This is a genomic window from Psychrobacter sp. ENNN9_III (assembly GCF_001462175.1).
Lineage (GTDB): Bacteria > Pseudomonadota > Gammaproteobacteria > Pseudomonadales > Moraxellaceae > Psychrobacter.
The window spans coordinates 1-10,835 of the sequence record NZ_LNUO01000013.1; the positions used below are offsets into that span (position 1 = coordinate 1).

At 43.4% G+C, this 10,835-nt stretch carries 10 protein-coding genes; 5 read left to right on the top strand and 5 right to left on the bottom strand.

Going from position 1 to position 10,835, the window contains the following annotated elements; genetic code table 11:
* Positions 1–3 precede the first annotated feature (3 nt).
* A complete protein-coding gene (gene plsB / locus PENNN9_RS00855; RefSeq protein WP_058367887.1) occupies positions 4–2,709 on the bottom strand; it encodes a glycerol-3-phosphate 1-O-acyltransferase PlsB in 2,706 nt (901 codons plus the stop codon).
* 205 nt (positions 2,710–2,914) lie between these two features.
* Here plsB and ybaK point away from each other — a divergent pair, with 205 nt between their 5' ends.
* Positions 2,915–3,403, top strand: a complete 489-nt coding sequence (gene ybaK, locus PENNN9_RS00860) for a Cys-tRNA(Pro) deacylase (protein WP_058367888.1) — start codon at positions 2,915–2,917, stop codon at positions 3,401–3,403.
* Positions 3,404–3,492: 89 nt separating this feature from the next.
* A complete protein-coding gene (locus PENNN9_RS00865) occupies positions 3,493–3,867 on the top strand; it encodes a 5-carboxymethyl-2-hydroxymuconate Delta-isomerase (protein WP_058367889.1) in 375 nt (124 codons plus the stop codon).
* A 138-nt stretch (positions 3,868–4,005) separates the two neighbouring features.
* On the opposite strand, the gene PENNN9_RS00870 is transcribed toward PENNN9_RS00865, so the two are convergent.
* On the bottom strand, positions 4,006–5,826 hold the full coding sequence (locus PENNN9_RS00870) for an acyl-CoA dehydrogenase C-terminal domain-containing protein (protein ID WP_058367890.1): 1,821 nt from the start codon (positions 5,824–5,826) through the stop codon (positions 4,006–4,008).
* 419 nt (positions 5,827–6,245) lie between these two features.
* Between PENNN9_RS00870 and PENNN9_RS00875 the strand changes: the two genes are divergently transcribed.
* Positions 6,246–7,337 (top strand): FUSC family protein, encoded by a 1,092-nt coding sequence (locus PENNN9_RS00875; protein ID WP_058367891.1) that lies wholly within the window; start codon positions 6,246–6,248, stop codon positions 7,335–7,337.
* Between the two features lie 21 nt (positions 7,338–7,358).
* Here the strand turns inward: PENNN9_RS00875 and aroE are convergent, their stop codons facing one another.
* Together aroE and PENNN9_RS13210 are read right to left on the bottom strand one after the other, a co-directional pair.
* The gene (gene aroE / locus PENNN9_RS00880) at positions 7,359–8,216 is read right to left on the bottom strand and encodes a shikimate dehydrogenase (protein WP_058367892.1); all 858 of its coding nucleotides are present in this window, start codon (positions 8,214–8,216) and stop codon (positions 7,359–7,361) included.
* A gap of 363 nt (positions 8,217–8,579) precedes the next feature.
* On the bottom strand, positions 8,580–8,702 hold the full coding sequence (locus tag PENNN9_RS13210; RefSeq protein WP_256713869.1) for a hypothetical protein: 123 nt from the start codon (positions 8,700–8,702) through the stop codon (positions 8,580–8,582).
* Between the two features lie 138 nt (positions 8,703–8,840).
* Between PENNN9_RS13210 and PENNN9_RS00885 the strand changes: the two genes are divergently transcribed.
* Positions 8,841–9,524, top strand: coding sequence for a hypothetical protein (locus tag PENNN9_RS00885; RefSeq protein WP_227511672.1), 684 nt, complete (start codon positions 8,841–8,843; stop codon positions 9,522–9,524).
* A gap of 2 nt (positions 9,525–9,526) precedes the next feature.
* On the top strand, positions 9,527–10,543 hold the full coding sequence (locus PENNN9_RS00890) for an aminotransferase class IV (protein ID WP_227511673.1): 1,017 nt from the start codon (positions 9,527–9,529) through the stop codon (positions 10,541–10,543).
* A gap of 4 nt (positions 10,544–10,547) precedes the next feature.
* Here PENNN9_RS00890 and PENNN9_RS00895 read toward each other — a convergent pair whose 3' ends face one another.
* Positions 10,548–10,739: a DpnD/PcfM family protein gene (locus PENNN9_RS00895; RefSeq protein ID WP_058367894.1), complete on the bottom strand. Its 192-nt coding sequence runs from the start codon at positions 10,737–10,739 to the stop codon at positions 10,548–10,550.
* Between the last annotated feature and the right edge of the window lie 96 nt (positions 10,740–10,835).

Below are 10,835 nucleotides of genomic sequence, written 5' to 3' on the forward strand. Positions count from 1 at the left end.
GCACTAACGCTTAAGACCAAATTTGCGCTGCTTTTTATTACTAATCTCAGTAATTGCATGGGCAATTTCTTCATCATTAAGGCTGGCAACTTGCTGTAAAATTTGCATCATATCAGGGCTTAGCACGTATTTAGCATGATGAGCGATATCGTCAATACGCTGATCGAAGTTTAGCACGCCTGTATCTTTATCTACTTGTAAGTAGTTCAGACGAGTCAGGGCTGTGACAAAGCTTAAGAACAAGGAGCGATCAAAGAAGTCAGGAATATCGTCAGCATACAATACTGATAAACGTTGACCAAGCAGATGACACAAGTCAACCACTTCTTCTGTGGTCAAGTTTCCTGAGCCTTGTTGTGACAACAACGCCAAGGTCATAAAGTAACGCTCAAGACTCTGTGCAACAGGAGCGGCAAGGACTTCTAACTGCTGATAACAGCTGCTGTTGGCATCTGGTACACCGAGCATGCCATCACCTAAGTCGATAATTAGGCCGTGAGCGATCAGGTTGTCGATTTTTTGATTAAGCGTATTCATCAGACCGTGCGCTGGATAGTATAAAAACAGCTCGCTTTGCAAAAAAGGATACATCTGCGTAACGATATCATCGAGGCGACCGCGACTGACGCGACCATTGCGTGCAACCAAGGCAGCTAAGAAAGACAATAAAATAAATACATGCAAAATGTTATTACGGAAATAGCTCAAGAGTGCAACTTGCTTGCCAGCGACTTGAATGATATCACCCAAAATATGCGGTATACGCTCAATAAGTTTGAGCTTAATGCCATAGTCGATGATTTGTTGCGGGCTCATATCGGTGACAATCGTGTCATCAGAGTAGGGTATTTGACGCGCAATACCCTGATATAAAGCGATTTGTTCGCGGCAGATGTCTTCATCAAGAGCCGCTTTTGGCGCTGAGAGTAAGACTAGGGACAGTAATGATACGGGATTGACGACTGCAGCCTTATTGATATGCTGCATAATCTTCACGCCAATATTATCAACCATTGCGCTGGCTTTTTCATCAAGTGGCGTATCGGTACGATCAGCGGGTAAGCTATCAGTAGGCACGTCGAATTTTTGCATAAAGTCGCTTAGATGCAGCGGTGTGCCAAAGCTTAAATGCACATTACCAAAAATACGCTCAATTTTGCGTCCAACTTTTAGTAACCCAATTAAGGATTCGGACTCTTTTGGCTTGCCTTTTAGCTCACCGATATAAGTGCCACCTTCCATAATGCGCTCATAACCAATATAGGTCGGAATAAACACCACAGGTTTATTGGTTTGACGTAGCTGGCTATGTACCGTCATCGCTAGCATACCCATCTTTGGTGGTAACAAGCGTCCTGAGCGTGAGCGTCCGCCTTCTATAAAGTATTCAATCGGCGTATTACGGGTGATAAGGGTATGCATATACTCACGTAACACTGCGGTATAAAGCGCGTTACCACGAAAGCTACGACGAATATAAAAAGCCACAGCACCGCGTAACAAAGGTCCTAATACAGGAACATCTAAGTTATCACCTGCTGCCACATAAGGAATGCTCAGACCGCGCTTATAGATAACGTAGGATAAGAGCAAGTAATCAACATGACTACGATGGCAGGGCACATAGATGATTTCATGATCGGTTGCAAGCTCACGTACGCGCTCAAAATGATGGACGTCGACGCCGTCATACAGCTGCGTCCATAACCAAGTCAAAAATTTATCAAAGACCCGAATGATAGAATGAGAGTAATCATTGACCATCTCATTTGCATAGTTCCTAGCAAGTCCGCGTGCTTCACGTACACTAATGCCTTTTTCATCCGCTTCGATCTGCGTGGCGTGTTGAATGGCAGGAGAGTAAATCAGCTTATCCACCAAATTGCGCCGATCTGATAAGTCAGGACCAAGCATAGTAGTACGCTGATTATCAAGATATGTATGAAGCTGTTGCTGTAAGTCACGTACCAACTCACGGTTGGCATCTGCTGTTGGTACTAACGCGTGACGTGCATCTCGGCTATCTGCAGTGTCTGCAACTCCGAGCTTATCTGATGACTCACCATGCAAGCTGTTATAAATGATGGTACGTAAGTCTTTTGGCGCATGGAACTGGACAAAGGTGTCGCGCCCCATCACACCGATATTAAATAATTGCTTGGTAATACTTGGATCTTGCCAGTTATCTGCCATCAATAACTTAAACAACGAGTCCTCTTTTTCAGGCGCGCGGCCCCAAAGAATCGATACCGGTATCAGGCGTATTTGTAAGTCCGGGTGTTGTAGAATGGCCGCAACCAAACGTGACAAACGCGGCGATAATTGATTGTCTTTGGCTTTAGGGTGATGCAAAAATATGATGCCAGCATTTTCATTGACATCATGTATGCTGTCTTTTACGCTCATCAGTGCAGGTGGTAGCTTGTGTTCCCCAGTTTGCAGATCGATCAAAATACTATTGGAGCGCGAATAATCTTGTAGCACATAAAAGGTTAGCGTTTGATCATCGTTATCCAATATGGGCAGCTCGCCTAGAAGCTTTGCTTTGACTGCGACATCAAGTGCTTGTCCCGATATTTTTCGGTATAACTGATTGATGGGTGCATTGGTATAAGTCGTCGCAGCTGACGACTTGCTAGCCTCAGAGGTGGCTTGCGCTTTGGACGTTCGGTTTTTTAAGAGCTTGTTTTTTAGGAAACTGGGTATCATAATCAAAAGTCAGACTTTGTAAAATGTAATGCGCTTATGATGCCATAAAAGCAATCAAAGCGATATATGGTGTCGGTATCTGTGCTGAATATATTATAAATGCCAACGTGTTCGAGTTAACAGTACCTTTATATATCAATGCTTTGATATATCGTTAATTGAACACTATTGTCTATTTTTGTTTTAAGTTTAATGAGAGTGCCTTATGACTCCTGCTATTAAGATAGCTAAGCAGTATCGCCTTGATTATCAACTGCATGAGTATGTCCACGATAGCAGTGCGACGTCTTTTGGTTTAGAGGCTGCTGAAAAGCTGGGTATAAAAGCTGCGCAAGTTTTCAAAACATTGGTGATAGAGACAGATACTGGTACGTTAGCTGTTGCTCTTGTGCCAGTCGATACCACCTTGAACTTTAAAAAGATGGCCAAAGCCCTTTCTTCTAATAAAGTGCTGCCCTGTAAAAAAGCGCAAATGGCCGATCCAAAGCGCGTTGCACGTAGTACAGGTTATGTGCTTGGCGGTGTCAGCCCGCTTGGGCAAAAGAAGCGTTTAATCACAATAATCGATATAACGGCTAAAGATCAGCCTACCATCTATGTCAGTGCTGGACGTCGCGGGCTTGAGATTGAGTTACCGCCATTACAACTGGCTAAAACGCTTGGCGCTCTTTTTGAAGATATTGCTGATACATAATGGCTATTTTTGAGAGTTCTATAAAATAACCAGACGTACTCATTTTGTCTTCATACGTAAATTTCTTAATCTATTATAAGGACGTATTTATGCCACATTTAACTATCCAAGCGTCTCCTAATGTCAGTATCTCTCACGAAGAGTCGTTACTCAAATCTTTGAATAAAGTATTATGGGATAGTGGTCATTTTGGTAAACCAACTGATATTAAGGCGCGAATAATCCCTATCGATACGTTTTTGGTTGGCGTAGAGGATGATGAGCAAGCACATGGTTTTATCTATGCACATTTAAAATTGATGCCAGGGCGTGACAGTGATGTCCTTGACCAATTGGCGCAGCTATTGGTGACGACGATAGAGAATACATTAAGCGAAGAGCAATCAGGAAGAGCAGCGCTACAAGTATGCGTAGAAGTGGAGGAAATCAGTCCTATTTATCAAAAAAAGCTACTCGGTAGCTAGGTTCTATTTTAATTAAAATTTTCACTTATAGAATACTTGGAAACATAGTGCCTAGAGTATAAAAAAGCGCCCAGCCATTGATAAGTTGGACGCTTTTTACTTTTCTTAGGTTTAGTTAAGCTTAGGTGCTACTTAAGATTAGTCTAAAAAGGCAAAGTTCTCGATGTCCATCGCCGTCATACTTTCACTTGGTGCAACCATACTCTCAGCATGTCCTGATGTACGTGGTAAGATTTTGTCAAAATAAAACTCTGCCGTTTGAACTTTGGCTTTATAAAACTCTGGTGATTCAGTGCCTCCATTTTTTAGCTTGTCATAAGCGACTGCCGCCATACGCGCCCAGTGATAGCCCATCATGATGTAACCTGAATACATCAAAAAGTCTTCTGAGGCCGCTGAGATGACTTCACGGTCTTTACGTGCCATGAGCATCAGGCGTACCGTAAGCGTGTTCCACTCAGCACATAGCTTAGTCAATGCCCAAACAAACTTACGCATGTCTTTATCAAGCGCATACTCACCGCACCATTTCATAATACTTGACGTGTAGTCACGGATGATTTTACCTTTAGACTGCAAAATAACCTTACGACCTAATAAATCCAGTGCCTGCACGCCAGTGGTGCCTTCGTACATAGTAGCGATACGGGCATCACGAGCGATAAGCTCCATACCCCATTCTTTGATGTAACCATGACCGCCATAAACCTGCTGACCATGTTTGGCCGCCTCGATACCAAGCTCAGTTAAAAAACCTTTTAGGATTGGCGTATAAAAACCTAGCTTATCGTCCCATTTTTCAAACTCTTCATCATCACCATTAGCCACGCCTTGCGCCATCTTATCTGCATAACGTGCTGAGTGATAAATCATCGAACGACCGCCTTCAGCAAAGGCTTTTTGGGTCAGTAGCATCCGGCGTACATCCGCATGATGAATGATAGCATCCGCTACTTTTTCAGGGTCTTTAGTCCCTGATAAGGCACGCATAGAGCGGCGTTCCTTGGCATAGGGTAGGGCGTTTTGGAATGACAGCTCGGTATGGGCCAAACCCTGAATACCAGTACCAATACGAGCAGTGTTCATAAATGTGAACATTGCTTTTAGGCCTTTGTTTGGTTCTCCAATCAGATAACCAACGGCATCATCAAAGTTCAATACACAAGTTGATGAAGAGCTGATGCCCATTTTGTGTTCGATAGAACCACAAGTGACGCCATTACGCTCGCCAACTTCGCCTTCAGCATTTGGCAGGAATTTTGGTACGATGAATAATGAGATACCGCGTGTGCCTTCAGGTGCGCCAGGTAGGCGAGCCAGTACGATATGGATGATGTTTTCGGTTAAGTCATGCTCACCGCTTGAGATAAAGATTTTGGTACCGCTAAGCTTATAGGTACCATCCTCTTGCGGGATCGCTTTTGATTTGACTTGTCCCAAATCCGTACCGCATTGTGGCTCAGTTAGGCACATTGTACCTGCCCATGAGCCATCAACCAGCTTATGTAAATAAGTCTCTTTTTGCTCGTCAGTACCATATTGCAACAGCGTATTGATACACCCTGTTGATAGACCAGGATACATCGCCCAAGGCCAGTTGGCCGTACCGATCATCTCAGCTTTAATCAGGTTAATAGACATGGGCAGGTTCATACCGCCGTATTCTTCAGGGTATGAGATACCTTGCCAGCCGCCCTCAACAAACTGATTGTAAGCTTCTTTAAAGCCTTTAGGTGTCGTCACTTCGCCATTTTCAAAATGACAACCTTCTGCATCAGCAGGCTGATAAAGAGGGGCTAGGACATTTTCTGAAAAATCAGCCATTCCCTGCAAGATCATATCAATGGTTTCAGGGTCAGCATTTGCGCCGTTATCTAAATCTTTATAGTGAGTTTGGAAGTCAAATACATCATTAATCAAAAACTTAATATCACGTAAGGGAGCTTTGTAAGTTAACATAGTGAATCTCTTTAGTTGGTTTGCTCTGGTACGATTGATGGCTGATTTTTATAAGCTTTTATTCGTACTAGAGGTAAGAATGGATAAATACTGTTGGTTATTGCTGCTAGATTATTATCGTTATAATCAAAGTCTACTGCGCAAAATCGCAAGCTATATGAGTACTAGCCATGTGCATATGATTAGTATAAATGTTCTTTTGAAACAAATATATGATGCATAACCAATTTTCATGAGTCATCTGTTTAGGTATTAATTTAATTTATAAGATTGTAGAGTAACTATAAATTTAATGTATAGGTTTTATGATTAAACCTAGGTAAACAGATCAACGAATGACAGCTTCAAGCAATATATCAGGATAGTAGTTTATGACCGTACTTGGGTTCTTCACATCGCAAAAACAGGAGAGGTAATAAATGCTCACTTATATTAAGCATTTAATTCGTGGAGAGCTTGACCATCTGCTGGCAGTCAATCAAAGCCGTCGACCATGGCACATGCCAATCATCGCCGCTATAGCGATTAGTTTCCCCGTCTTTGTTGGCGCATATTTTGGCTTACTACATGCAGGGATTAAGGCGTCTTTAGGAGCCATGGTTATATTAAACTTACCATTTGCAGGCTCATTACCTTATCGCTTAGTGACGGTGATGGCTTGGAGCTTTGCTATGACGCTTTGCTTTGCGCTCGGACTGATTGCGCAGCAAGTGCCCTTACTAAAACTACCAGTATTTGCGCTGATTGCATTTAGCGTCGTTGTTTTTGGTCGCTATTATCGTCAGCCGCCACCTGCAGGACTGTTTGTCATGATGGCGGGTGCGATTGCTCTATTCATTCCTGTTTCAGCTGAGCAGATATTATCAGCCACCGGGCTTGTAATGTTGGGCAGTGGCTTTTCAATGTTTATGGCACTTTTATACACGCTGTTTTTATTGGTGACGCGTCCTTCTACTACTGTGCCAGAGTATCGTTATGAGCCCGATACGATCAGTGACAGTATTATCGTTGCAAGTTTTGTCAGCTTGGCACTATTGATAGCAGTGATGCTAGATATGCCTTATCCATACTGGGCTGCGGTCAGCTGTTTTATTATTATTCAGGGCATACAGATGCGCACGATATGGATTAAACAGTTGCATCGTCTGCTGGGCACCTTGGTAGGTATGGTGGTTGCTGGTTGGATGTTGTCTTGGAATCTATCGATGTGGGAGGTGGCACTCGCAATATTGCTTATGATGCTATGCATTGAATCGCTGGTCGATCGACATTACGGACTGGCCGTGATACTTATCACTCCGTTAACGATATTTATCGCAGAATATGGCAGTGTCACCTCGCTTGTGCAGGCAAGTGTTGAAGAGGTCATTCGGGCTCGAATGTTCGATACTGCCCTAGGCTGCGTAGTAGGCTTGAGTGGAGGGCTAGCGATACATTCAGTCAGGCTACGGGTACCGCTCCGGCGCATAGAAAAATGGCTATTAATACGTTTTTCATCATCGCCATCGTAGCACTTTATGGATGCAAACTCCTCAACGCTTCTTACTCGCTTGAATCGCACTAGTCGCCTGAGTTACATCAATAGTATGAGCGGTCCAGCGCTCAAAGCTTAACGCGGCTTGCCCAATCAACATCCCATAGCCGTCTGAGGTTTGCGCACCGCGCGCTGCGAAATGCTGCAAAAAGGGCAGAGCGCGTCCATACATCATATCATAGGCATAATGGCAGTTTAGATCTTCAGCGATAGGCAAAGTGTCGCCCGATAGCCCAATAGAAGTCGCATTAATAATCAGATCGAACGTTCCTGTCAGCTCAGTTGTCGCGCAAGTTTCAACTGCATGCTCGTTAATTGTATTACTGGCCGCGCTAAGCTCATCAACCAATACCTGAGCTTTACTCAAAGTCCGATTAGCAAGGGTTAGCTGTCCAATACCTGCTTGAATCAGTGGCAGTATCACCCCACGCGCAGCCCCGCCTGCCCCAATAATAGCGATGCGAGCGTTGGTAAGCGTCCAGCCTAAGCTCGTAATGTGATTAACCAAGCCTTGACCGTCGGTATTATCACCATATAGCGTCTTATCTTTTGGTGAACCGTCACCGGTTAACAGTAACGTATTAACCGCGCCTGCAACACGCGCATGTTCAGATAGACGGCCCTGTGATTTGCATAATGCATAAGCGAGCTGTTTAAAGGGTACTGTCACATTGGCACCCACGCCGCCACCATTAAAAAACGCTGCAACAACTGCATCAAAACTTGCGACATCATCAGGGCAGTATTGACGCCGATAGCTGATATCAATACCCACTTGCGCGGCAAATGTCTGATGAATCTCAGGAGATTTACTATGAGCAATGGGATTGCCAATAACGATAAAATGCTGGGTCATAAACGGTCCACTAGCTATGTAGTTAGTTCAAAATGTATGCAGTTCAAAACAATAAAAGTACGTTCATCGCTGGTATAAATCTTCCTTGCTCGCTGTGCGCGTTGCCAGACAGAGGCTTTGTAAAATTTATTCCAGCAGCCTTTTGCTCTTTTTAACTTGTGCTCTTTTTATATTGAATCCATGATAACAAAGAAATAACAAGCAGTAAGAGATAGAAGAAACAATCAAAACTTACTCATCATAGGGGATAACAATGTTTTTAACAAATTTGCACCTTCTAGGATTGTTATCCGTAACGTAAAGGCTAGTCAAGCGCTAGGCAGTTGGGTACACTGTTGACATGAGGGCAGTATAATGATGACATTAGATATTGGCATCATGATCCAAAGTCAAGCTGATAAATGGCGCATTTATTGCAAGCGCACTTGTTATAGAAATCGCCGTATAAGTAGTAACTGAGGTATAGTGCCTTATGATATAGGTCATTGATTGACCTCATTTATTATACCGATAACCTATTATATTAATAATGACATCTATTAATAACGCACCATGTTAACAAGTATTCTTAATTAACAAGCCGCACCGCTTGCGACTTGTTAATATAATTTAGACCCAAAAAGTGTGAGTAAATTGCCCATGTGGAATAACAGCCTACAGACCTTTGCGGTCGGTATAATGATGGCAGCTGGTGTCTCATTGAGCGCGTGTAATGGCCCAACGCAAGAGGTCACCCCTGATGTTGCTGACTCTGACAATACAACTGAACAAGCCCGTCCCGTCCAGGCAAGTCCTGCACCAGAGACAGACTTGGATGGGGCGACAGCTGAGCAAGGCACTCCAGTCAAGTATGATGTATCCTCATGGGGTGACAAGCAAGTCCAGCCTATAAGTATACAAGAAGTTGATCAAATCAAATCAACCTTTGGCAAGGTCGTTACGACCGATGAGAATAGCTTGGACTATGCCAGCAACCCAGCAGTCAAATACCGTTTTATGGATACAGATGCGCCTTATCTGGACTTGATTGACTCTGAAAAGTATCTTGAGCTTGGTTGGTATTTCGCCAATCCTACTGACTCAGATAAAGAAAAAGAGCTGAGTAAAGCCCATGCGAAAAAATCCTATCAGCTTGCGCGTCAGCTTATGAATGATGATGGCGGAAAAGTCATCTCAGACATGCTCAGAGGTCAAATCATAAAAAACAAAACCATTGGTGGACAAAAGATAGAGCTTGGCAAATGCGAGTTTTATAGTTGTATGCTGGTGCTAAATAAGTCAGGTGAGCAACAAGCGGAAGACAGCTAAGTATGATGGCTGATTCCCATAACAGTGAGTCCAATAGCAGTCAGTTTATTAACCATGCCTCTAAATGGCAGCGTCTATATCCGCAGTCTGATAATGTGGTTGCCAATGTAGATAGCGTTGTCATTACCCCAGACAACCGCGGGATGGCTTATGGAGATGGTTTCTTTACTACCATCGGTGTCATCGATGGCTCGATATTATGGCCAGAGTATCATTATCAAAGACTGCTCTCTCATGCCCATGCATTACAATTAGCTATCGATAGCGACTCGCTACTCGCCACTTTGCAAGCCCACGCTCAGCAGCTACAACAAGGGGTGATAAAAGTCATCGTCACGCGTGCTGTACAAGCTGTACGCGGTTATGGTTTTGCAGCGAATGTGGATGCTAGCCCTTGCGAGGTTTGGTGTAAAGCAATCGCTATGACTATCGATACCGCGCAGCATACCTATCTACCAGATGGGAACAGTGTATTGATACAACCTACGACATCGGCGGTATGTCTAACTGCGCAACTTGCTTGCTTGCCGCCGCCGTTAGCGGGTCTCAAAAGCCTTAATCGACTGGATAATGTGCTGGCGAGCGGTGAGCTCCAACGTCTTAAAGCCAAATCGTTAGAATCTGAGGTAGAACTAGATGCTGGTGAAGGGTTGGCCATTGGTGAAGGATTACTGCGCGATATGAGCGGTAGCTGGGTGGAAGGCACGATAAGCAATGTCTTTTATCAATTATCTAGCTCTCAATTAACTGACTCTAACGATAATGCCAATTACTCTGATAATTCTCTATCAACAGGTCAGTGGTTTACACCGCCGTTGACGCAATCCGGTGTCGCTGGAGTGATGCGTCAAGTCATTATTGATGCTTTCGCTAAGACCAAGACGCCAGTGATTGTGCGCGCGTTAAATGATGATGATTTGCTAGATTTAACCCAGATGTTTTTTTGTAATGCTTTGCGCGGGGTGATGCCAGTGACAAGTTTGGCTTTGTTGTCGGGAGAAGTAGTAGAGTTTGGTTAGTCGATTACTCTTCTGCAAATATAATAAATTTGGTATCGAGCATATCATCAGGATATAACACAATATCTTCGTTTCTATATTTTTCGCTCGCTTTTAATATAGCAGTTTCGCCATCCTCGGCAGTTACTTCTATTAGAGCGCTCATCGTTTCTATGACCTCTATTTGATAAGTTCTCAAGCCTTTTTTATCTGACATTACTTTCCTCTCTTATTTTAAGTCAATATCTGACATTACTTTCCTCTCTTATTTTAAGTCAATATATTTAACATTATGCTTTTTAACATCGCAAAA